13 protein-coding genes and 1 pseudogene are annotated in these 23,846 nt (G+C 41.8%); 8 read left to right on the plus strand and 6 right to left on the minus strand.

Annotated features, from left to right (window positions below):
• Nucleotides 1-249 precede the first annotated feature (249 nt).
• Both V7K67_RS11405 and V7K67_RS11410 read right to left on the minus strand, forming a co-directional pair.
• Complete coding sequence (locus V7K67_RS11405) at nucleotides 250-690, minus strand: thermonuclease family protein (RefSeq protein WP_334728989.1); 441 nt, start codon at nucleotides 688-690, stop codon at nucleotides 250-252.
• 140 nt (nucleotides 691-830) lie between these two features.
• Nucleotides 831-971, minus strand: a pseudogene (locus V7K67_RS11410) (ATP-binding protein); the annotation flags it as partial.
• A gap of 176 nt (nucleotides 972-1,147) precedes the next feature.
• Between V7K67_RS11410 and V7K67_RS11415 the strand changes: the two are divergent.
• Complete coding sequence (locus V7K67_RS11415; protein ID WP_335166572.1) at nucleotides 1,148-3,577, plus strand: single-stranded-DNA-specific exonuclease RecJ; 2,430 nt, start codon at nucleotides 1,148-1,150, stop codon at nucleotides 3,575-3,577.
• A gap of 50 nt (nucleotides 3,578-3,627) precedes the next feature.
• Here V7K67_RS11415 and V7K67_RS11420 read toward each other — a convergent pair whose 3' ends face one another.
• Nucleotides 3,628-9,321, minus strand: coding sequence for an alpha-2-macroglobulin family protein (locus V7K67_RS11420; protein ID WP_335166593.1), 5,694 nt, complete (start codon nucleotides 9,319-9,321; stop codon nucleotides 3,628-3,630).
• Between the two features lie 716 nt (nucleotides 9,322-10,037).
• Between V7K67_RS11420 and pbpC the strand changes: the two genes are divergently transcribed.
• The 6 genes from pbpC to V7K67_RS11450 all read left to right on the plus strand — a co-directional run bounded on the left by pbpC (nucleotide 10,038) and on the right by V7K67_RS11450 (nucleotide 18,332).
• Nucleotides 10,038-12,353: a penicillin-binding protein 1C gene (gene pbpC / locus V7K67_RS11425; protein WP_335166574.1), complete on the plus strand. Its 2,316-nt coding sequence runs from the start codon at nucleotides 10,038-10,040 to the stop codon at nucleotides 12,351-12,353.
• A 626-nt stretch (nucleotides 12,354-12,979) separates the two neighbouring features.
• A complete protein-coding gene (locus tag V7K67_RS11430) occupies nucleotides 12,980-14,146 on the plus strand; it encodes a pyridoxal phosphate-dependent aminotransferase (protein WP_335166576.1) in 1,167 nt (388 codons plus the stop codon).
• Nucleotides 14,147-14,358: 212 nt separating this feature from the next.
• Nucleotides 14,359-14,616 (plus strand): hypothetical protein, encoded by a 258-nt coding sequence (locus V7K67_RS11435; RefSeq protein WP_335166578.1) that lies wholly within the window; start codon nucleotides 14,359-14,361, stop codon nucleotides 14,614-14,616.
• A 379-nt stretch (nucleotides 14,617-14,995) separates the two neighbouring features.
• Nucleotides 14,996-16,165, plus strand: a complete 1,170-nt coding sequence (locus V7K67_RS11440) for a tetratricopeptide repeat protein (RefSeq protein ID WP_335166580.1) — start codon at nucleotides 14,996-14,998, stop codon at nucleotides 16,163-16,165.
• A 350-nt stretch (nucleotides 16,166-16,515) separates the two neighbouring features.
• Nucleotides 16,516-16,983 (plus strand): GAF domain-containing protein, encoded by a 468-nt coding sequence (locus tag V7K67_RS11445; protein ID WP_334728995.1) that lies wholly within the window; start codon nucleotides 16,516-16,518, stop codon nucleotides 16,981-16,983.
• Nucleotides 16,984-17,057: 74 nt separating this feature from the next.
• Nucleotides 17,058-18,332 carry a ribulose bisphosphate carboxylase small subunit gene (locus tag V7K67_RS11450; RefSeq protein ID WP_334728996.1) on the plus strand — a complete coding sequence of 425 codons (1,275 nt, stop codon included), beginning with the start codon at nucleotides 17,058-17,060 and terminating at the stop codon, nucleotides 18,330-18,332.
• Between the two features lie 132 nt (nucleotides 18,333-18,464).
• On the opposite strand, the gene ilvB is transcribed toward V7K67_RS11450, so the two are convergent.
• Together ilvB and V7K67_RS11460 are read right to left on the minus strand one after the other, a co-directional pair.
• A complete protein-coding gene (ilvB, locus tag V7K67_RS11455; RefSeq protein WP_334728997.1) occupies nucleotides 18,465-20,378 on the minus strand; it encodes a biosynthetic-type acetolactate synthase large subunit in 1,914 nt (637 codons plus the stop codon).
• A 628-nt stretch (nucleotides 20,379-21,006) separates the two neighbouring features.
• The gene (locus tag V7K67_RS11460; protein ID WP_334710966.1) at nucleotides 21,007-22,284 is read right to left on the minus strand and encodes an MFS transporter; all 1,278 of its coding nucleotides are present in this window, start codon (nucleotides 22,282-22,284) and stop codon (nucleotides 21,007-21,009) included.
• On the opposite strand from V7K67_RS11460, the gene V7K67_RS11465 reads away from it, so the two are divergent.
• The gene (locus V7K67_RS11465) at nucleotides 22,275-22,511 is read left to right on the plus strand and encodes a hypothetical protein (RefSeq protein ID WP_335166582.1); all 237 of its coding nucleotides are present in this window, start codon (nucleotides 22,275-22,277) and stop codon (nucleotides 22,509-22,511) included. The genes V7K67_RS11460 and V7K67_RS11465 overlap by 10 nt on opposite strands.
• A gap of 17 nt (nucleotides 22,512-22,528) precedes the next feature.
• Here the strand turns inward: V7K67_RS11465 and V7K67_RS11470 are convergent, their stop codons facing one another.
• Nucleotides 22,529-23,101, minus strand: a complete 573-nt coding sequence (locus tag V7K67_RS11470; RefSeq protein WP_334728999.1) for a hypothetical protein — start codon at nucleotides 23,099-23,101, stop codon at nucleotides 22,529-22,531.
• Nucleotides 23,102-23,846 lie beyond the last annotated feature (745 nt).

Below are 23,846 nucleotides of genomic sequence, written 5' to 3' on the forward strand. Positions count from 1 at the left end.
AAAAATATTTGAAACGAGATGGCGTCAGCCACGATGTTTCAATGTGTCCTTGTACAAATCCCCTGATTTTAATTATGGGGATTTCCCTGTTGCCCGTTCCCTGTTCCCTTTTAATTTAATTTACTCTTGTCCACTTATTTATTGACAAAACGAAATATAGAAAATCTCAAATAATGAAACAAGTACAGCAATTCTAAAACTATCCCAACTGAAGCGTATGCAATTAGTCATAACTGACAATGCACCTGCTTACTTGACATAGAATTTCAACTGTAATTTTGATTGCTGCCACAATCCCAAATGTTTATTTTTAGCATTAGCTTCTGCAATTAAAAATTGAGTTTTACTCTCATAGCAATTTTGTAAAGATTCTTGGTCAACGACGGCATCACCTGACTCTACCAAAAGGAGATTTACTGACCGATTATCCACAAACACTTCACCAGTTGGACGACCATTTTTAAGTTGTTCTGTGCTTCTAATCACGACAGGAGTTTGAGGTGGTAGTAGCTGTTTTAGCTTTTGTGTTGCTGCTAAACCATAGCGCTTGTCAGTTGCCTCTGGTGCATTAATACACGCTAGCTTGATTGTAGTTGTTTGTCCGGCTTCATCTTTAACCAAAATTGTGTTACCGTCTGCAACACCAACTACTGTACCTAACACCAAAATTAGTTGAAGTAATTCCGTCATTTTGTATGTAATATTTTATGCACAAATATAATTCTATTTCAGTATTTAGGTTGATAGTGTGATTTAACTCACAAGTTGCAAATAAAAATAAAAGTAATAAATATTATTACAAATACCTGGCATTTAGATCAATCAAAACCTCATTGAATAACTACAGGTAATTGAATACTCACATTAGTTCCTGTCAGGAGGTCAGAAGAGATTAACAGTTTCCCATTATGAGCATTGACGATACGTTTGGAGATAGCAAGTCCTAGTCCAGTGCCACAAGATTTTGTAGAAGTGAGGAGTGGAAAAGAAGGAGTCTTGTAGTACGATGAGATTTAAGTCATAAAATTTTAGTTACTTGACTTTCTAGAGATATTTCAAATTTTATGTCAGCAATCTTCAATGCTTTAAGACACTCTCGTATTTTAAGAGTTTTAACTCCTAATTTCTAACTCCTAACTTTCTTTGTATGTCAGAACAACAGCAGTGGACTATAACAGCAACCGAACAACCACCAGAGTGGTTGATCGAAGCAGTGAAACAGCATACACCTGCATCAAGTGGACTATATGCGGCACAGTTGTTGTGGCAACGGGGTATTAAAGATCGTCAACAATTAACAGCTTTTATCAACTATAAAGCTTATCAGCCAGCAAGTCCCTTTGAGTTTGGGCAAGAAATGCATTTAGCGATCGCACGCTTGCAACAAGCATACAATACGAAAGAAAAAATCGCCATTTGGGGAGACTTCGATGCCGATGGCATTACTGCCACATCGGTACTTTGGGATGGATTGGGGCAGTTTTTCGCTCAAAATACCCAGTTAATTTACTACATTCCCAATCGTTTGAAAGAATCCCACGGACTTAATAATCAAGGCATTGATAATTTAGCAAAACAAGGTTGCAAATTAATTGTGACTTGCGATACAGGTAGCACAAACCTTGAGGAAATTATCTATGCTAAACAGCTAGGTATAGATGTAATAGTTACAGATCATCACACCTTACCCACCGAACGCCCACCCGTTGCAGCGATTATCAATCCCCGCTATTTACCCAAGGAACATCAGTTATTTAATCTTTCTGGGGTGGCAGTCGCTTATAAGTTGGTGGAAGCACTATATCAAAGCCTGCCCAATGTTGCCAAATATCCCTTAGAAGATTTATTAGATTTAGTGGCAGTTGGATTAATTGCCGATTTAGTGCAGTTAAGTGGAGATTGTCGCTACTTGGCACAGATGGGAATTCAACGACTGCAAGAAGATTTTAAACAGCCGGCAGCAGCGCGGCGGCGTCCAGGGGTAGGGCGATTATTAGAATTGTGTCAGAAAAGTGGCGATCGCCCCACAGATATTTCTTTTGGTTTGGGCCCAAGAATTAACGCCGTTAGTCGTATCCAAGGTGATGCTAGTTTCTGCGTGGAATTATTAACTAGTCGGGATGTCAAACGTTGTAACGAACTAGCCGAAGTTACAGAACTCGCCAACGCCCGCCGTAAATCTTTACAAAAAGATGTGCAAGCACAAGTAGCACAAAAACTCAACCAATTAGACTTATCAACCACCAGCGTCATTGTCCTAGAAGATGCCCAATGGCCTGCGGGTGTATTGGGCTTAGTTGCGGGGCAAGTAGCACAAGAAACAGGTCGCCCCACGATTTTGTTAAGTACAGAGGGATTGGGGACTGGGGACTGGGGACTGGGTACTGGAGAAGACTCTTCCCAATCCCCAATCCCCGATCCCCAATCCCTCGCCCATGGTTCCGCCCGTTCGGTAAATTCTGTCGATTTATACCAACTGGTGAAAGACCAAGCACATTTGTTACACCGTTTTGGGGGACATCCCTTTGCAGCGGGTTTAAGTTTGTTGGTGGAGAACATTCCTTTATTTACAGCGGCGATTAATCAGCAGTTGCGGCAATCTTTAGGGAGTACAACCCTAATACCAACTGTGCAAGCAGACTTGACGGTAACAGTTGCAGACTTGGGGAAAGAGTTATTTTTGGAACTGAAACTGCTAGAACCTTGTGGAATGGGTAATCCGGTTCCGAAATTGCTAATTCAAAATTGCTGGTTTGAAAATGCTTGGCATCGCAATCAGCAAGATTGGCAAGGGAAAAAAGTACAGTACATTAAAGCTGAGTTTGATATTCGGGATGATTCTAGCAGAAGTGCTTTTCCTGGCTTATGGTGGGGACACTACAAAGATGAATTGCCTATAGGAAGATGTGATTGCATAGCAGAAATAGACTACAACACCTTCAAAAAACGTTATGAAATCAGATTAATTGCCGTGCGTTCTTCTGCTAACTCAGCACTTAACACCCCGCTATCGCTAACACCCTTCATCCTAGACTTACGGAATCAGGAACACTCAGCACTTAGCACTCAGCACTGGCTCAACCCTAGCCATCCGCTAACAGCACTAATTATTGAAGATTGTCCGACAAATTGGGATGATTTACGCATCTGGTTGCGGCGATGTTTGGCGACAAGCCGCTCTACGCCTGGGTTTAACAATCAGCAACAATTAGCGATCGCTTGGTCTAAACCCAACCACCAACCACCCAATCAAATTTGGCTGACTCTCGTAGGAATTGCCAAATATCTCAGTCGCACAAATCAACTAGTTACCCGCGTACAACTTCTAAAGAAAATCGGCATCAGCGACCAAACCTTACTTGTCGGCATCAAAACTTTAAAATATTTCGGGTTCACAGTCAAACGACAAGACCATTATTTGCAAATCACTTGGCATCCAAGCGATAGTACCGAAAACCTTGCTGATGCAGCGGTTGCACGATTTTTAGCTGCTGTCCGAGAAGAACAATTTCAGCAACAATATTTTGCGGAAGTGCCTTTATCTACTATTGTTGCGATCGCCAGCTACGAAAATTAATAGAGTTTGAGAGGGTTTTTGCGTAAGTCCTATTACTGTTATTAGTTTGATTACTTCCCATCCTCCAGTATTAATGTAGACTCAGCAGTACGCCCAAATTCTTCTGGTGCATATTGCAAGTGAACTTCCGCACCAGGCCAAGAAAATGTCCCAGGAGTCACAGAACGGACTAAGTAATGCAGGCTATAAACTCCTGGTTCTAGGTGGTCGGTGTAGGCGATAATGCGATCGCGGTACACATTCTTAAAGCCAAGTTCCCAGCTATCGGCTTTTGCTTGTAATGCAGCTGTAGCAGTTTGAAAACTTGCATCCACCGCCTCAAAACCTGATGGTAGCGGATCTTTGATCACCAAATGATCCACAGGATGATCGGCAATAATTTCTAAACCAATATCAAACACCTGTCCAGAGGCTAAAGTCAAGGGTTTATCGAAAGCATAAAGACCTGTTTTTTGCAAAACTTTCTCTTGATTTACTTGACTAATTTCTCGTGTTATGCGTAGACCATTAAATCTGCCTGGTTGATTGCCTTGCAAGCGATAATTATAAGCAACCAAATAGTGCAAAGTGCCATTACCTGATTTTTGCAGCGTTAAATCATTACGACCACGAGGTAATTTAGTCATCGGCACATTTAGTTGTAAACTAGGATTTTGATAGCCATTAAAGCGATTTTCTCCTAACTTATTACCAGCCAATTCCACTGTGGCAACAAAATTAGGCGGTGTGGGTTGCAGTTGGCTATATTCTACCAAAGCTGTTAATGCTTGAGCATTATTATAGTCAGTTTGCCATGTACCATCCCGTCGTAATGCCAAAAGACTTTGGAATAACTTATCTATAACTTCGGGTTTACTTTGTTTGGCAATAAATAATCGTAAAGCTTGCGCTTGCGTCGTGGTAGATGAACTCATCCATCCCCAATTACCTGGTAAACTTACAACTGCTGTGCGGCCAGTTTCATAGATATTCTGTTGCAGATTGTTGACTAATTTTTGAGATTCATTTTGCCATTCGGGGAATTGAGATAAGTATCGCGCTAGTTTAATTTGAGTTACTACATCAAAGTTGTTGCGCTGTTCATAAATATCTGCGAGGAAAGTATTGCGTTTATCTCCCAATTCTGCTAAGGGAATTAAAGCATTGAGTTGCAGTTGTCTTTTACAGAGTAGTTGTTTGCAAAAGTCGTATTCTCCGGGGTTTGCTAGAACTTTTTGCAGATAAGCTTTCAGGCGAGACACCATTGCCGAATCGACTAAATTCGGGAATACCTGACTGGCTTTAGCTAAAGATTCTCCCGTATAGGAAGAAACCCAAGGGTCAGATTTTTCTTGTCCGGGGAAAGCAGCAAAACCACCATCGGCTATTTGGAGTTTTTGTAATTTTTCAATTGCTTTATTTGCCTGTTGGCTAGGATTATATTCTGCAAAAGTCTGACCATATTTTTGGGCAACAGTTTGCAAGTTTGAAGCAATTATTAACTGACTTGCAGCCGGTTCTGTAAACGGCAAATCATCATCTTCTAAAACCTGCTTGGCTGGTGCTTTAATCTCCGTTATCAAAGTACTCGCCAACTGAATATCTAAACCTCCCGCATCAGGGAAGCTATTTTTATCGACATTCAGGGGAATCTTCACATTATCCCCCCCTTTCGTAAGGGGGGTTGGGGGGATTACACCAGTTTCCACGACTTGTTCTGTAATTTCAATTGGCTTAATTTCCAAAGGTACTTCAAAAGCATCTGCGGCTGTACCATTTAGCTGAGTGGTAAACCGAACTTTCCCAACTCCCACACTATCCGCCACCATTGGAAAGCGATAAGCATGAGTTGCGGATTCAGCTTTGGTTTGCAAAGAAGTTGCTGTGGGGTTTTTGTCAGCAAACTTCACCGTACCGCTAAGTTCGCCATTAATTGAGAGATTTCCTGGATTCCCGGTGTTGTTAGTTACAGATAAACCAGCCAGGATGCGATCGCCTGGACGGGCAAACTGTGGCAAGATGGCATTAGTTAGCAGTGGCTTGGTGGTGATAAACGTCGCGTCCCCATTACCGAAACGTAGATTTCCATCGGTGGCTACAGCCATCACCCGCCATGTAGTTAAGTCATCCGGGAGTTTGAAGGTTATCTGTGCATTCCCATTTGCATCAGCAAGGACAGAACCGTTGTAGTAAGCTAAGGGCTGAAAATCGGTGCGAGTGCGAGTATTGGCTGCACCAGTTGAGAAACCACCGCCATAACCCCAACCTTTGGGTTTAGCTACATCTTGTGCTTGTAATATGACATTTGCGCGATTATCGTTAAAGCGGGTAGAAATCAGCTGTTCTGCATAAACTGTATCTACCAAATCTGGCGGACGATAACCAGAAAGTTGTAACACTGCCTCATTTACCACCATGACTGTAAACTGCCCTTTGGTGGGGTTTCCTTGATTATCCTTCAGTCCCAGTTTTACTATTTCTTCTGCACCAGGTTCTAATGATGCTTGTACCGGCTTAACTTGCAGTTTTAAATACTTATCCTCTAACTTCACTTTAAAAGGTGTAAAACCAATCTTCACCAAGTTATCTAAACTTCCCGCTTCCACTTGGTTTATGGGTTTACCTTGTCTCACTAATACAGCTTCAATGGCTGCATTAGGTAGCATTTCTGGCGTGACTTGAAACTGAATTTGTGGTGCGCCTCCCTGAACTTTGATAATTTGCTGATAAAGGGGTTTGTCTTTAATTACAGCAAAGTACAATTCTGCGTCTGGATAGGGAGATTGAATTAGTGCAGTAGCAGTCTCTCCAGGTTTGAACTCTTTTTTATCTAATTTAACTTCTAAGACATCTTTTTCTCTCGAACCCCAAAATACAGAATTTCCTCCAGTTGCCCAAATTTGTAAATCTGTCGCACTTAATTCGCTTTTGGCATCGCTAAAATTAACTCTAATCCGATATGAAGCAGATTCCGGCGCTGTCAAACTTACCGATTGCGGGTTACTAGCAGATGTAATTTCTGCTTGTCCTACTGTTTTATATTCGACTTGATTTTTTGGTGTTCGGCTACCTTCAACTAATTGCGTGACGCTGCTATATTTTATCTGTTGTAATTCTACTCGAACTCGTTGACCTGTGATCGGTTTTCCTGTAGGGTCAGTAACAATCACTTCAATGGGAAAAGCCTTGCCAGCATCGGCGATGAAATTACTTTTTAACCCGATGAGGCGATTACTTGGTAAGGCTGTAAAAGTTTTGGAATTGGCTACAGACAAATTAGAAACATCTGCAACTTGCACATCTACCTGATAAGTCATCGGATATGGTAAATCATTAGCCACATTCACAGTTTGACTACTTTTACCATTAGCATCTAGCTGGGCATTAGTTTGCAAGACATCACTAGATATACTAGGAGTTTCCTCTGGCCATAACCATTGCCTACCAAAAGTAAATTCTTCCCAACCTTTAGGAACAAAATTTGCTTGCTGGCGAGTGATAAAATATTTTGCCTCTCCACCTTCTACAGGTGCGCCAAACAAATAATTGCTTGTAGCATTAATATTAACTTTCTCGTCAATGAGAGCAAATTCTTTATCTAAGTTAAGTTCGACTTTAAAATTCGGTGGCTTAAACTCAGCTACCCGAAATTCTCCAGAAATTTCTTGTCCGTTCTTCCCCTTCGCCTGGATTGTATAGTAGCCTAAGCGCTGAGTAGTTTTGATTGGCAATTCCAGAGAAAATGTGCCAAATTCATTTGTGGTTTGTGTTCCTAAGCTGGTTTTTTGCCCATCAGGATTTACCAAAGTTAATTGGTAAGCAGCATTTTTATCTTGCTGAATCGCGCCATTTTGTAAGAAGTCCGCGAAACCAGTCAACCAAGCTTTTTCACCTGGTTGATACAATTGTCTATCCGAAAAAATTACCCCACGTGATTCAGGTTTAGCATCTTGCCAACCTGCATCAATACCATAGCCATAAACGCCGCTGTATTCTTCGGTTCTAGCGAATGCCCAATCTTGATTTTCACGGGCAATTACTAATAATTGTGGTGACTTACTAGAGCTTTCATTCCCAGAATAACATTGCTGTAGTCCTTCACGAACAATTCTGAAAATTCCATTGTCATCAGTTTTACCAGTTGCACAAGGTACTGCTTCGGGGCGAGATTTTGCTTGTAATTTGGATTGATAAATTTCTATAGCCCCATTTGCAACTGGTGAACCATCTGTAAGATGATTGACGCGAATTAACCCTGACTCAGGAAACCACTGAGTAAATACGCCCAAATTTGTCAATTCAACTAAGCCATAAGTCGTAGGTTCACGCCACAGTTCTTTACCATTATCCTGATATTTATTCGTGCGGGCTTGGACTCCATAAGCTAACATTCCCGTAGCTGCACTAATTTTTTCCCGCAGAGGAACAGCAATATCAACTGATTGATTTTTCTTACCCGATACCTGAAAGCTTTGCCATTCAGAAGGTTGTGGTAATAAATCACTACCATTATTAAAATAAACTAAATCTGTAGGTTTAACTACTCGATAAGCGGCTTTATATTTAGATTCTGGCAGATTTCCCGTACTAATATTTAGCTGTAAATCTTTACCTGTAGGGAAAATATTCAAATCTGATGGCACCCAGATATCCCCAGCTAAATCTCCAGTATCATATTTAAGTGTTAGAGGTTTACCTAAAGTCTGCCCAAATTTATCTTTGAGATTTCCGCCGATAGTAATTGTATAAGTCTTAGCAGGTTCTAGGGCATAAGGATTGATGCCGACAATTTTATCTTCATCATTTATTTGGATAATTCTCGAAATCTCTTTTGGTGCAGGATTAATAGAAATATTTTCTTTAGCTGAATCTGGCAATAAAACATTATTAAATTCTAGCTGCGGACTACCTTTAAGAAATCTTCCAAAAGTTCCCCCTGAATCTGGCTGTCCGTAAAAGTTAATTTTCTGAAATGCCAAAGGCGAATAAGTTGCTAACTTAGTAGCAAATTCTTTTTCTGTAGGTAGATTGCCATAAGCCGGGCGTATTCCAGGAGAAAATACCAGACGATAACGGGTTGCTTTTTCGAGATTTTCTTGGGGGATGAGGTTATAAATCCAATTACTTGCTGAAGGGTCAAATTTTTCTAAAGGGTCTTCTTCATTTTTTAATGGTTTTTCTTCTTTGTTTAATTCGACTTTGAAACCTACACTCTTGTTTTTTCCTTCAGGGATTAACTGTAAATGTTCTTGTACAGAATTTAAATCTAATTCAACATTGGAAGTAAACTGTAACTTCTGTTGTAAATCAATTGGTTCGATATCAGCTTTTTCAATGGGATTGACACCTGGTAAATTGGTCAGGTTGATAGATTCGGTATTGAAAGTCCAAGGTAAATCTTTGTCTAAGCGATGATTTTTTAAGTCTGCTAAACCTGCTTTGAGGGTGACTTGAAATCTTGTCGCTATTGGCAAGGCTTTATCAGCTTGAAATCCTACCATGCGCGGTGTTAAAAAGCGAAATTGACCGGGTAAAGGCGGCCAAAGGGCAAATTTTTGTAATAATTGTTGCTGTTCTGGGCTGTCAAGGCTTTCAACTGGGATTAAAGCTTCTTTAAAACGGATGCGGATTTGGTTAAGAGGTTTGGCATCCCCAATGGGACTAATTTGTTCAATCCAGTCTGGTAATTTTGGTGGTGTGAGTGGAGAGACTACTGGGAGTTGTTCTTTGGTTGAGTTGATACCAAAGAAGTTACACCCTGTCATCGCTAGTGTAAATGTAAAGAGTAGAAGAAACTGTATTGTTTTCTTGCGATTGGAGGAATGTGCTATTTTTTTTAACGTAGACGCTTCTCTACGAGACGCTACGCGAACGGCTTGCCGCAGGCTACCGCCAAGGACGCCGAGGAAGAGATGGAGAATTTTATAGTGAAAACGGAGTAAAACTCTAATAATCATATTTTTAGTAATTAAAAATTCACAAACTATAGAGAATAAAAGTTTGCACTACCTTATGTATTGGGCAATGTCAAGGCTAATAAAGGACGCAGTACGACTAGTTCAGGGCTATTTCATTCTAGACATAAACCGCCCAGAACTAAAGTTCTGCGGCTCATAACTAAAGTCCGTTTTAACGGACTATAACCTTTTATCAGTCGTCTTTAGACGACTTTTGCTATTAGACTCAGAATTCATTCTGAGGCGGGCTAGATGAGAATGAAATAGCCCTGACGACTAGTTAGTTGTACCCAAAGTTTGGATTTAAGTATGTTTATTTATATTGATAACTAACTCAGTGTGATTGTTCCAAAAAATAACTACAATTCTTAACTATAAAGAAGTATTTAAATTTCGCAAACATTAATTTATATCTGCTAAGTTAGTAATAATAAATTATTAAGTATTTGATATATTTACTGATGTAGATATAAGTAAGTCTGCGGGAAAGTTAAGGTAAGTTTTCTTAGACAGGGTATTCCCTGATGAAACTAGTTTCACGATCGCTACTCAAACTTAAGCACAGTAGCAAAGTTATCCTGGCTGTGCTGCTAATCTGCTTGATTATACGCTTACTACCCTATTTTGCGCCCGTTCGGGCCGCAGATATTGCCCAAACTCAGTTGGCAATGCAATTTAGCGATCGCAATGGTTTACCATTAGGAACACTACTCACTCGTGACCAAGAGCATACATCAGTAGTACTACTAAATCAAGTTTCGCCCCAGTTTATCCATGCCATTTTAGCCGCCGAAGATGGCAGCTTTTACCATCATGGCGCGTTGGATATGAAAGCAATTATCCGCGCCAGCAAAGAAGCCATCCACGCAAAACGAATTGTTTCCGGCGCTTCCACTATTACTATGCAGTTGGCGCGGATGTTAGATCCAGTGCCCCGTAGTTTCTCTGGTAAAATGCAAGAGATTTGGCTATCTTGGCGGTTAGCAGCAGGGATGAATAAGGATGAGATTCTGGCTGCATATATCAATCGGCTGCCAATGGGAGGGAATATATATGGTGTGGAAGCAGCCGCACGGATTTATTTTTCTATCCCAGCGAGTGAATTGAATCTTGCTCAAGCTAGTTTGTTAGCTGCTATTCCCAATAATCCCACATACTTTAACCCTTATGAACATTGGGAACGGCTGAAGCAGCGACAAAAATATGTCCTTAATCGGATGGTACAGGAAAAGTATATTAGTGAGGCGAACGCAACCCGAACATCCGCCGAAAGGGTTGTGTTTCAATCTCGCCAGCAAGGAATTATCGCCGCACCACACTTTTTATTTTGGTTAGCTAGTCAGTTTGATAAAACGCAAAGAGAACAAAATTCCCCCATTCGCACAACTATAAATCGCCCTTTGCAGCAGTTTGTTGAAGCACAGTTACAACAGGTAATTGCTTCTCTTGCCGCTAACAATGTCCATGATGCAGCTGCATTGGTGATTGATAACCATACTGGCGAAGTTTTGGCTTATGTCGGTTCACCTGATTACTTTAATGAAGCCAAACTGGGACGCAATGATGGAGTGCAAGCACTACGTCAACCAGGTTCTACCCTCAAGCCTTTTGTCTATGAATTAGCTTTAGAAAAAGGTTTAATTCGTCCAAATACCATTTTGGCAGATGTACCCGCCCATTATGCCATTCCCGGTGCGAAACTTTATAGCCCAACTGATTACACGGAAAAGTTTCTTGGCCCTGTGCGGGTACGAATCGCTTTAGCAAATTCCCTAAATGTCCCCGCCGTGCGCGTGTTAGAAAAAGTAGGTGTGGAAACTTTCTTAGAACGACTGCATCAACTGGGATTTGAACACCTCAATCAAACTCCAGAACATTATGGTTTGGGTTTGACTCTTGGTAGTGGTGAAGTGAGTCTCTGGGAATTAGCCCATGCCTACCTGATTATAGCACGACTTGGAGATGCAACTTCTTTAGTAAGCACATTTTCTAATTCCCTAATGCCTACAGACGCGATGAATCGCGTCTCTACAAACTACACACTCCCCAATCACACAATTTGGCAATTAATTACCAACATCCTCAGTGACAACCATGCTCGTGCAACAGCTTTTGGTGTAAACTCGGTGTTAAATTTACCCTTTCCTTCGGCTGTTAAAACTGGCACTTCTTCCAATTTTCGTGATACTTGGACGGTTGGCTTCACTACAGATTATACCGTCGCGACTTGGGTAGGTAATTTCAACGGTGAACCGATGCGACAAGTGTCAGGTGTGACAGGCGCAGCACCCTTGTGGAATCGGATTATGTTGCATCTGCACGAACATCAAGAACCAGCAGGTTTTCCGCCTCCAGAAGGTTTAGTGCAATTACCTGTTTGTGCAGTTTCGGGGTTACGACCAACACCAGATTGTACCTCAGTGGTGCAGGAATATTTCTATCCAGAAGATAAAAATAATTACGAACGTGAAAATCAGTTCAATTTGCCGCCGGAGTATGATGAATGGTTGGCGAAACAACAGCAATCAAATTTTACTTCTAATAATTTGAGAATTTTATCTCCCCATCATGGGGATTTATTCTTAGTGTATCCAGGTGGGGAAGCGAAGCAGAAACTTGAATTTAAGTTAGTGGGAAATAAATCTGCACCGGTGGAATGGTGGCTGAATGGCGAAAAGTTAGATACCAACTCAGCCAATTCTTTATTTTGGTATTTGCGTCCTGGAAAATGGACTTTAGAAGCGAGAAGTGGCGAAATGAGCGACAAGGTGAGTTTTCAGGTGGAGTTAGCTACTCTTAAACCTACGCATCGAGGATTTTCTATTAGTAATTCCCATTAAAAAAAGCGGGAGTTACCCGCCTAGTTCCGTTAAATAGTTTGATCAGCTAACTATTGCACATCAGATTGACAAAGTTATTGCAAAATTGTGTCAAAGGTGTTAGAGCAAAATGCAGTAGTTGTGGAAATGAGGCAAGGTTTTGCCTTGACTCACGCAACCTGGAGGTTCCGGAACCTCAGCTACATAGCCCGCATATTCTGAATCAAAAGTAAAAATTACTCGAAATTTCAGGCTCTTCGGTTACTTTTATGGAGATTATTAAAAATAATTGGGTATTCATCCATAAATGTGAAAAAACCTACAAATGTAGTGTTCATCAAAAAATGAAGCGCACCGCTATGGATAATAATTATATGATTCAGGTTCTCAGTTCTTGTTTCATTAGACATCTCCAGAAATTAAATATGCGTTATCCAGAGTCCTTGTAGAGACGTAGCACTGCTACGTCTCTACATTCATTTTCGGAGATGTCTATTGACAATACATTAAATTCTTCTGAGTCCTTGTGTCAAGCTTAATTGAGATGCTCTTACCCTACAATCCCCAACCAATTCAGAAAAAACAAATCTTGGTAAGGATTCTGGGATATCCTTAGATCAGTGAAAGATTTGCCAAAAATAGTAAGAATGAAGCTGGCAGCAAGAGTAAGTCAGGTAACACCTTCATTAACCTTAGCGATCGCAGCCAAGGCTAAGGCACTGAAGGCAGAGGGAATAGATGTTTGTAGTTTTAGCGCTGGAGAACCAGATTTTGATACCCCAGCGCATATTAAAGCCGCAGCAGTCAAAGCTTTGGAAGAAGGCAAAACCAAATATGGTGCAGCAGCCGGAGAACCAAAGTTAAGGGAAGCGATCGCCCATAAGCTTAAAATTGATAACGGTCTTGATTACAAGTCTGAGAATGTCATCGTCACCAATGGCGGTAAGCATTCTCTGTACAACTTGATCGTGGCGTTGATTGATCCAGGTGATGAGGTAATTATCCCTGCACCCTACTGGCTAAGTTATCCCGAAATGGTGACTTTGGTCGGCGGGGTTTCGGTAATTGTGCCCACAGATGCGACGACGGGTTATAAAATTACTCCCGAACAACTCCGTAAAGCAATTACGCCGAAAACAAAGCTATTTATCCTCAACTCTCCATCTAATCCTACAGGGATGGTTTATACGCCAGATGAAATCAAAGCACTGGCGCAGGTAGTAGTTGATGCAGATATCTTTGTCGTCTCTGATGAGATTTACGAAAAGATTCTCTACGACGGTGCAGAACATATCAGCATCGGTTCTCTTGGAAAGGAAATTTTTGACCGCACTTTGATCAGTAATGGGTTTGCGAAAGCTTATTCTATGACTGGGTGGAGACTCGGTTATTTAGCAGGCCCAGTAGAAATTATTAAAGCAGCCAGTACCATCCAAGGGCATAGTACATCTAACGTGTGTACCTTTGCCCAATATGGTGCGATCGCAGCGCTACAAAGTTCTCAAGATTGTGTCGAAGAAATGCGCCAAGCCTTCGCCAAACGCCGACAGGTAATGCTAGACAGACTCAACGCCATTCCCGGATTAAGTACCGCAAAACCAGACGGCGCGTTTTATCTGTTCCCAGATATCAGCAAAACCGGTCTAAAATCCCTAGAATTTTGTGACGCTTTGTTGGAAGAACATCAAGTTGCAGTCATTCCCGGAATTGCTTTTGGCGCTGATGACAACATTCGCCTTTCCTACGCCACAGATTTGGTGACGATTGAAAAGGGGATAGATAGGTTAGAGAAATTTGTCAAATCGCGTATTTAGTTAGTTGTTATTTGTGAGGAGAATTTAGCAATTCTCCAACTTTTTAACTCCACCTTTTCGATTTAGCAATAACAATGCCCTCTTAACAGGAGGGCATTTTTGTAGTTGTTAGACTAATAGCTCAAGAACTTTAGATTACTTCTCTTTATTCCTGTCTAGCTTCTCCTGAATGTCTATTTCCGCCGTGATGTACTAGTTGGATTGTTACCTTGATGGCATTCCCAGAGATAGCACTTTCTCAGCTAAGGCAGGCAAGAGGGTTGAAATCACCAGGCTTTACCATTATCCAGTTTCTTGAAGGGGTGGTAGATGAGATGAACTCACCGACTGATGAGCAAGCGGCGTTGATTAAGCTAACAATGGAAGGCAAGGTGATGAATTACCCTGACCGATGGGATCAAGAGAACTTACTAAACTTGCACAAAGCTAAAATTTACCTTGAAATGGCTATTGGACTACTAAGCCAGTAAATCAGTTTACGACCATAACGCACTTAGTCCCTGGCATCATCAACCTGGGGACTTTTTTATTCAAAGACAACTCACGGGATTCGAGATAATATAAGATTGCTTCTCTGTATGAGTAAACATCTACGCAGATTCACAGAAAGCAGCTAATACCAATTTTGTATGAAGATGCACAGAATATTAAACGAACCGCCAAGTACGCCATCGCGTAGCGTCTCGTTAGAGAAGAGCGCCAAGAATAGAGAGTTACTCATTTAGTGCAGCTTCACATTAAATTGGTATAACCTATTTCAAAAACAAGGGAATATCCCCCTCATCTCCCTCATCCCCCCACTCCCCACTCCCCACTCCCAATTTTTAAATTATGAGTTTGAGTCTGTGCATGATTGTGAAAAACGAAGCAGCAACACTACCTAAATGCCTGAACAGTGTCAGAAAAGTAGTGGATGAAATGGTAGTATTGGATACAGGCTCAATCGATCGCACTCCCTATATTGCTCAAAAACTCGGTGCAAAAGTACATCATTTTCAATGGTGTAATGACTTCAGTGCTGCCCGCAATGAAGCTCTAAAATATGTCAGTGGTGATTGGATTTTAGTATTAGATGCCGATGAAACTCTAACACCAGGAATTGTACCGCAGTTGCAAGAGGCGATCGCTAGAGATGAATATCTGCTAATCAACCTCGTTCGCCAGGAAGTTGGTGCAGAACAATCTCCCTATTCTCTGGTTTCCAGGCTATTCCGCAATCATCTAGATATTCGTTTTGACCGTCCTTACCATGCCTTAGTGGATGATAGCGTGTCAGCAATTTTAACCAAAGAACCGCATTGGCAAGTAGGTTATTTACCAGGAGTGGCACTTTTACACACAGGATATCAAAAAAGTGCGATCACTCAAAATAACAAATATGCCAAAGCCGCGACGGCGATGGAAGGGTTTCTTGCTACTCATCCTGATGACCCCTATGTTTGCAGTAAATTAGGGGCCTTGTATGTGGAAACTGGGAAAATTACCCAAGGTATGGATTTACTTCGGCGAGGAATCACCGTTGTTGAAGAAAACTACGATATTTTATATGAACTCCACTATCATTTAGGCATTGCCTACAGCCGGTTACAAAAATTTCCACAAGCTATTTCTCACTATCAAGCTGCCATCAAATTGCCAATTTACCCCATGCTCAAATTAGGAGCATACAACAACTTGGGTAACTTACTCAAAGCAGCAGGAGATTTTAACGGTGCGAAAACTGCTTACGCCACAACTTTGAAAATTGACCCTACTTTTGTTTTTGGGCATTATAATCTGGCGATGACATTTAAAGCTTTGGGTTTATTTATAGATGCGATCGCCTGTTATCAAAATGCAATCGAGTTAAATCCCAATTATGCCGAAGCCTACCAAAATTTAGGAGTAGTATTGCTGAAAGTTGGCAATCATCAAGATAGTTTAACAGCTTTTAGAAAAGCGATCGCCATTCATGAAAGGTATAATCCTGAAGAAGCTAAGAGGCTACGCCAAGGGTTACAGGAGATGGAATTGATGTAGATGTGAGTACACCCGTAGGGGCACGGCAGTGCCCATTGGTGTCAACTTAAGCTGGAAATAGCTTATCTGTTGGCTTCCATGCCCGCCCGGAAATAAATAAATGAGTAATGAGTATTACTCATTACTTATTACTTCAAAAATAAATTTCTTTGGCTTTTAGCTAAAGTCTACTGAAGTAGACTGGAGATTTTTGGCGATATTTTAGTCATCTTCAGATGACTTTAGCTATGAGACGGGAATTTCAATTCCCGGCGGACAAGCGGTTTCACGTTAAGTTGACACCAATGGGCACTGCCGTGCCCCTAGACCTCGCGATATAATGTTGTACCGCATCTGAATTTATTACCACTATGACGACTTCAGATACCAAAGCAATTTTTGATGCCCTGTCAGACCCAGCCATAGACTGGAACCGGCTGCTGACCGAAATCCTGGCTGCTTTCGACTGTTCTACAGGTACTATCCATATCCTGGATCAAGATAGCCAATTATTGCACCTAAAGGCTTACCAGGGCATTCCAGAATTCCTGTTGCCTAAAATGACAGTAATTCCCATTGGCAAAGGGATGGCTGGTGTCGCCGCTGAACGCCAGCGACCTGTGCAGATTTGCAACCTACAAACTGATGAATCGGGGGTGGCCAGACCCTCGGCAAAGGAAACTAAGGTAGAAGGTTCTATCACTGTGCCGCTAATGCTGAATGGCCAATTGCATGGTACTTTGGGCATTGCCAAGCCAATTCCCTACGAATTTACTCCAGAAGAGGAAGAGATACTGATGGAGATTGGAGATGCCATTAGCCGAAAAATCGTCAGATGAAAGAAAAGCGATCGCTATCCCCAAAAAAACTTAACATTAAGCTTAGAAGTGTTAATTCTTCATAAGATAAACTCATGGGTTACTACATCGCTCCTCGCTTTTTGGACAAACTTGCTGTCCACATCACTAAAAACTTTTTGAAGCTTCCTGGCGTGCGAGTACCCTTGATTTTGGGAATTCATGGACGCAAAGGTGAGGGCAAAACATTTCAATGTGAGTTAGTCTTTGAAAAAATGGGTATTGAGGTGACTCTAATATCTGGCGGCGAATTAGAAAGTCCAGATGCAGGAGATCCAGCGCGGTTGATTCGGCTGCGCTATCGAGAAACAGCAGAACTCATTAAAGTACGCGGCAAAATGTGTGTACTGATGATTAACGATTTAGATGCTGGCGCTGGACGCTTTGATGAAGGCACTCAATATACTGTAAATACGCAGTTGGTAAATGCCACACTGATGAATATTGCTGATAATCCTACAGATGTGCAGTTGCCGGGAAGCTATGATTCCACGCCTTTAAATCGTGTGCCGATTATCGTCACAGGTAATGATTTTTCTACCCTCTATGCACCGTTAATTCGGGATGGACGGATGGATAAATTTTACTGGGAACCAGATAGAGATGACAAGGTGGGAATTGTCAAGGGGATTTTTGAACCCGATGGACTGTCACCACGGGAAGTTGAACAGCTAGTTGATACTTTTATCAATCAGTCCATTGACTTTTTTAGCGCTTTGCGATCGCGCATTTATGACGAACAAATCCGCAACTATATCCATAAAGTCGGTTTTGAGCAGGTATCTTTGAATGTGGTTAACAGCGTTGAAGGACCACCAGAATTTAAAAAGCCCAATTTCACCCTGTCTCACTTAATCGAGTCTGGTAACTTGATGGTTGGCGAACACAAACGGGTGGAAAATTCCCAATTGGTTGATGAGTACAACCGACTAAATCGGGGCAGAAATTATTATCAATCTGCACCAACTGCTGCGGTGACACCAATTAGTCAGCCATCAAATGGCGCAACTCCAGAAGTAAAAACTAATGGATTCCAAAAAGAACAAGCATCAAGTCCACATTTGACCCTAGAGACACAAGAACAGATTCGGCAATTATTATCTCAGGGTTACAAAATTAGTATTGAACACGTTGATGAACGCCGTTTTCGCACAGGTTCTTGGCAAAGTTGTGTTAACAGCCACATTGATGCTGAGTCTGATGCAATCTCAAATTTGGAATCAACTCTAACAGAATATAGTGGTGAGTATGTACGCTTAGTAGGTATCGATCCAAAAGCCAAGCGGCGGGTAGTGGAGACGATTATTCAGCGTCCGCATGGGAAAAATTAATGAAGAGTGCTGAGTAAGAATAAGAGTACTCAGCACTGAGTATGGTAAAATCTCTTTTTCTCTCCGCGCTCTCTGCGCCTCTGTGGTTAAACAGTAATTAATTCAACCTTATGAGACGCAGAGAAAACAGTATTACAACTTTGTCCCACACTCAGCACAGAAGTTGTGAGTAGGAGCATTTTTAGCATTGCAGTGACTACAATACACTGGCTCTGATGCAGCTTTTGGCGCTTGCTTCTGCAAGCCGACCATTTGAGCGTTGCTCTTGCCAGGGACTACCATTGGATAGCAGTTTTCGTCTCTGGTGACATGAACATTCACAATCACGGGGCCTTTGTGTGCTAGCATTTCGGCGATCGCATCTTTTAATTCACTGCGATCGCTAATTACCATCCCTTTAATCCCGTAGGCTTTTGCCAATAACTCTACGTCTGGCATCCCTACTTCCATGTTGGAGCATGAGTAACGCTCACCATAGAAGGCTTGCTGCCACTGGCGTACCATCCCTTGCCAACCGTTATTGATAATTATCGTCTTGACATTTATCCCATACTGTGCAAGGGTTCCTAGTTCCTGTAAACACATTTGGAAACTAGCATCGCCACTGATACAGATGACTTCTTCATCAGGAAATGCCACTTTCGCACCCATCGCCGCAGGTAAGCCAAAACCCATCGTTCCCAAACCAGCGCTAGAAATCCAGCGCCTTGGGCCATTCTTCAGGAATTGTGCTGCCCACATTTGATGTTGTCCCACATCTGTGGTGTAGAAAGCTTGGGGTGCTTGGTTGCTGACTTCTACAATCACTTCTTGGGGTGAAATGCTGTCGTGATGATGCGGCACGATGAGAGGATATTCTTCGCGCCAACGATTAACTAGATTTAGCCATTCTTGGTTTTGATTCGGTGTAGCCTTGACGCCTGCTTCTTTGCATCGACGCAACAAGTCTACTAACACGTTCCGTACATCGCCGACGATGGGTACTTCGGGAATGCGGTTTTTGCCGACTTCTGCCGGATCGATATCAATGTGAATTACTTTGGCGCGGGAGGCGAATTCGTCTAATTTACCTGTAACGCGATCGTCAAATCTAGCGCCGACGCAAATTAGCAAGTCACAATCACTAACAGCAAAGTTAGCGTAAGCGGTGCCATGCATCCCCAACATTCCCAAAGCGAGGGGATGATGTTCGTCAAATGCACCGATCCCCATTAAGGTTGTGGTGACAGGGATATCGAATAATTCAGCTAGTTGTTTGATTTCTTCATGGGCACCAGCTGCGATCGCACCACCACCCACATACAATAGCGGCCGGCGACTTTCAGTAATCAACTGGATTGCGGCATTAATTTGCCGGGGATTTCCCTTAACAGTGGGACGATAACCGCGTAATTTCACTGAACCTGGTTTTACAGGTACATAGTCAAATTCTTCTAAGGCCACATCTTTGGGGACATCAATCAAAACTGGCCCCGGACGCCCAGTGCTAGCGATGTGGAAGGCTTCGGCGACAATTCGCGCCATGTCTTTGGGGTCACGCACTACATAAGAGTGCTTGACGATTGGTAGGGTAATTCCGTAAATATCGGTTTCTTGAAACGCATCTGTACCAATCGATGGACGTGCTACCTGTCCCGTAACCACAATCATCGGAATCGAATCCATGTAGGCTGTGGCGATGCCCGTCACCAAGTTAGTTGCTCCTGGTCCAGAAGTACCAAAGCAGACTCCGACTTTCCCTGTGGCACGGGCATAACCATCGGCAGCATGGGCTGCACCTTGTTCGTGTCTCACGAGAATGTGCTTAATAGCACCAGTTGCTTCCACCTTATACAGGTCGTCGTAAATTGGTAGAATTGCTCCACCGGGATAACCAAAAATATAATCAACGCCGTGGCGGTGAAGGCTGTCAAGCAGAGCAAAACCGCCAGATGCACGTTTGGGCACGACTGGCGGGCTAGAATTACGGGGCTGTTTGTGATTCTCGGTTTGTGGGAGACTAATTGGGGAGAGCGATTCTCCTGCGGAGACACTTCGTGAACGCACGGTCAAACCTCAGACTATAGCTAAAGTTAATGCTGAATTCTGTAGTTAAGATTTCATTTTAATGGAAAACCTCAATTAAATTCCGAGAATTTTATATATATCTAATTATCTAAATATTAAAGCTAGATTACAAGTTAGCCGGTAAGCGTAGAGCTTCACTGGCTTGAGCCGCTGAGATATAAGCAACCCGTGCGGTAATAAAGGCATTCAGAATTAATTTTTGGTACAGTGCATGGTATAATATTAGTTATGGCACAGGTAGAATAACCGCGCTTCTCAAATGGATAATCAACCCCAAAACGACTGGCTAGGAAAAAATAATAGCAAGTGGGTAGTGAATAAACCACTTTAAAAATAACTAGGATGCCAACGGGCATTCAGACCAGTAAACAAGACTATCTATTAATTGAACAAAGTACCGTAGGGCATACGGGAACTAGAGAAATAATTCTCTAACGCTTAGGGAGATGAAACCCACGCTTGGTCAACCAAATTAGACTAGAAACTTTGTTGATTAAACGGGTTTCAGGTTTAAGTATTGCCGAAAGGATGGATGATTTTAAGGTACGTCGATGAACTAAGAAACGAGCGTGTCTTTAGACCTGAGAGTGTCAATAGCCTACATTAATTAAATTACGTCTTGCAAGACATTGCGGGTATTTTTCCAAGCCCAAATACCGACAAATGCAACCACAAGACTCATTCCGATCAGGACAATTCGTAAGCCAAACTCTTGATTTAACCAGCCTGTAATCGCCAGTGGTGCAGAAAGGGCTATATTAACGGCATGATTTTGAAAGCCAAAAACCTTACCATGCATAATTGGTGGAGTCTGCTGTTGAATGAGAGTTTGCATTGGTACACCAATTAGGGAACCACTCACACCCAGTAAAATACAAAATCCGAGTGCTAATACTTGACTATTGGTGAAGGAAACCACAGCCAAAATGAGCGCCATACCCAAAAAGCCGATTAAAGGTAAAGGTTTGTGATGCGTTTTTTCGCCCCAATGACCCAAAATGCCAGCACCTATAACCATACCAATTCCCACTGCGGCGATAAAGCGTCCAGATTGTTTTCCTTGTAAACCAAACTTTTCAGCTAAAGGCAGGGCAAGTACCATCAAGGCGGCAAAGACGCAGTATAAAACTGTAGTTTGCAGCATTGCATTTAACACCAAACGGTTTTTCTTAAGGTAGCGTAAGCCTTCTTTAAAGTCCGCCCAAAGGTCGATGCGATCGCCTAGAATTTCGCTTGATGATTTTTTTTCCCGAAAGTGAATCGGTAACATAACTACAGCCGACAACAGGTATAGTAGCGCCACCACTAACTCTGGCCCATAGTTTTTAGCTATACCAGTTTCAGCCAAACTCAGCAGCGGATCTCCTAACAAAAAACCGACAATTAAAGCACCCATCATTGTACTAGTAAACAGCGCATTAGCTGCTATTAGACCCTCTCGCTTCACCAGTAAAGGAATCGCCGCTTGTTCGGCTGGGGCAAAAAATTGGGTAACGGTGGAAACCCCAAAAGTGATGAGCAGAAGTATATGAAAATCCCTTGGTAAAAAGGCAAGTCCAATGACCAATAGCCCGCGTAAAATATCAGAGCCGATCATAATCAGCTTTTTCGGTAGGCGATCGACAAATACACCCCCTGCTGAACCAAATAAAATTGCTGGTATAGTAAACGCCACCATCAAAATGGGGTACATCGATTCTTTTCCTACTCCCGCAGGAGGAAAGTAGCTACTGTTTTTGTCTACTACCAGATCGACCAGCATCAAAAAGAAGACCTTATCTGCTAACTGAGACACCAGTTGTCCAAACCATAGGAACATGAAACCACGGTTTTTTAGCAGTGCGCCAAACCCGTTATTAACAGCAGCCGGTTCAGTTGGAAACATTTAGATACTTTCTTTGGGTAGATGAGGGAGATGGGGGAGATGAGGGAGATGGGGGAGATGGGAGAGATGGGGGAGATGAGGGAGATGGGGGAGATGAGGGAGATGGGGGAGATGGGGGAGATGGGGGAGAAAATTTTTCCTTATCTCCCTCATCCTCCTTATCTCCCTCATCCTCCTTATCTTCCTCATCCTCCTTATCTCCCTCATCCTCCTTATCTCCTGTTTAATTACTCCATTGTCCGGATTAATTTGCTTCATAGCGCTTTAACAGCATAAGCAAAAATTCCGCTGCTGTCAGACGACCTTTGGGTGGAATAATCTCAATGGAAGAATCTACCCAACAGCCTTGTACAGTTTGGGGAGATTTCCAAATCGATAAATGATCGACTGCGGGATTTGCATAAAAGTTATTTTGCCCACTACCTAGCAAACAGGAACTCCAATGAGTGAAATAATCATGACTCATTCGATGAATAGGGAAATTCCCCTGTAGTGGTACTCCCCATCCATCTATAGCAATAAATGCTTTGACACGGCCACCTAAGAGTTGCCATAAATGCGCTGCCCCTATTGCCCCAACGACACCAGCACTAAAGCTAATGAATATGATTGGTGATTTTAATGAGCCAGTCAAGCAATCGCGCAAAAACTGCAAAATGTGCAATGCTGATAAAACCAAAACATCTTTACCCGGATAAATCAGTATATTTGCGGAATTTGGTGCGATCGCACCATGAGAAACTAAATCTAACAATCCTACTCTAAAGCTTTCAGTTAACTCTGGTTCATGAATTCCAGGGCAAATAATTATACTCATTCGTGACACTACCTTTGATTTTTTGACTCTTGAGATATACAGAGTTTCTTCAAAAATCAAGCAATATTATTATATATTAAGACCTATTTACAGATAATATTGATGTATCTGCAATTTCACAAAACCCTACCGAATCAGAAGTTAAGCTACAAACACCAAGCGAAACCTTGCCAGAAGAACCCGAACTAGTTATTGAAAAATTTACACCAAAAACATTAAAAGAATTCAAAGTATTTTGTCAGAAAAATCTATTGAGTGAATTAAAAATATTTGAATCTCGTAGGAAACAAGCTTTATTATCTATTGTTGCTCTTAATCTATTTTTCTTGTCTTTTTTAATTATAACGTTTAAGTTTGTCTCCATGATATCTTTTGATATCAAAGATTATATAGCAATCCGGAATCATACGTGAGAAAATGCTTAACCCATAAATGTAGTTTCAAACACTCATTGATGACTTGATTTGGAGACTAGAATTATATACACTGCATAATATATAGCTTCAAAATTAGTTTTATAAATCACGTTGTATATCTCCGTATATTCTCATAAATCATTTAGGATTGCTATATTTATATTGAAGAACCTTAGAAGAAGTTAAAAATAGTATTAATTCTTTTCAACATAGCCAACTATTCAAAGGACTTATTAACCCAAACAGGATTGAAAGTGATATTTATATTTATGTTAAAAGGGAACAGGGAACGGGCAACAGGCAACAGGGAAATCCCCATAATTAAAATC

The organism is Nostoc sp., from assembly GCF_036917155.1.
In the GTDB taxonomy this organism is placed as follows: domain Bacteria; phylum Cyanobacteriota; class Cyanobacteriia; order Cyanobacteriales; family Nostocaceae; genus Nostoc.